Genomic DNA, 1,052 nt, shown 5'->3' with positions numbered 1-1,052 from the left:
GCTCAACCGCTCGGTCACTCATGCGTGGTCCGTCTTGAGCAGCGGACGCAAGGCGACATTGCCGAGGAGCTCCAACAGCAGGAATGTAAGACTGATCGGCATGCCGACGATATCGAACGCCACCACCATCAAGGTCGGCCGAAAAGGCCCAGCACCTTGACTCCAAGGGTAATGCGAAAGAGCACGACGGCACCCAAGGAAGCGAAAGGCACGCTCTCCGTAGGCTTGTCGAATTGGGCGGGCAACCCCGTGGACGAAAACTTTTACAGCTGAAAAAGGTCGGCAGCATCGTCGGCAGCTTAGCGAACGCTAAGCCGAGCGGCAGGGCAACGAACCCCACGAGTAACCAATCCGTCTTGAGCGCGGCGTCTGCCGACCCGTTCCTATTTCTGCACGTCTCGCTCAAGTACAGGAACCCCAGATCCCGGTGTACCATCCTGGCGCGAAGCAGCGACTGGATGGACTGCGCCAGCATCAGGATGCTGCCTTCGCAATCGTAAATCGACAGACGGGTCGTGCTGACTAGCTCTTCAGGGCTATCGGTCGCAGCCTCCGTCACGTCTCGCGCAGCTAGGCTGCTATCTGCGACCTGCCGCGCGTAATCCAACCTCCATTGACGCGAATGCGGCGTGAGGTCGTAAGACGAACGGAGCTCTCGCTCGCGAAAGAAGGCGGCTGAGGTGAGCGCTATCGCTTCGCCTCGGCCATTGCGGGATGACTCGCACCGTACTGCTGAGATCTGCGCAATGACGTTGAATGATTTTAAGCGTTGGGGTCCGCCGCTAGGTGGCCGGGAGTTGAAACTCCGATGGCCGCGAAGCGCCGTCGAAACCGGCTTCACCCGCGCGGGCGGACCGCAGCTTAGCATATCTTCCTCGGTCATCAGACCGCCAGCCGCGCGCATATCGGCTGCGACCCGCTCAAGCACAAGATCACGTTCCGCGACCCGGTCGCGAACATCAGCATGGTCAAATTCGAGTCCCGGCAGCTCCGCCGGCCCCGCGGCGTTGTTCCGCCGAGCCGGTATAATCTGGAAGATCGGTGTGTGAGCC

1 protein-coding gene and 1 pseudogene are annotated in these 1,052 nt (G+C 60.8%); one reads left to right on the top strand and one right to left on the bottom strand.

What is annotated here, in order from left to right:
- On the top strand, positions 1 to 273 hold a 273-nt coding region (locus tag EOA23_RS36200; protein WP_210212528.1), incomplete at its 5' end, for a hypothetical protein.
- Between the two features lie 145 nt (positions 274 to 418).
- On the opposite strand, the pseudogene EOA23_RS36820 reads toward EOA23_RS36200, so the two are convergent.
- A pseudogene (locus EOA23_RS36820) lies at positions 419 to 928 on the bottom strand (gamma-glutamyltransferase); the annotation flags it as partial.
- Positions 929 to 1,052: the final 124 nt, after the last annotated feature.

The organism is Mesorhizobium sp. M2A.F.Ca.ET.042.01.1.1, from assembly GCF_003997405.1.
GTDB lineage: Bacteria > Pseudomonadota > Alphaproteobacteria > Rhizobiales > Rhizobiaceae > Mesorhizobium.
The sequence above is the reverse complement of the archived record's forward strand: the minus strand, read 5'-3'. Positions and strand labels throughout refer to the sequence as shown.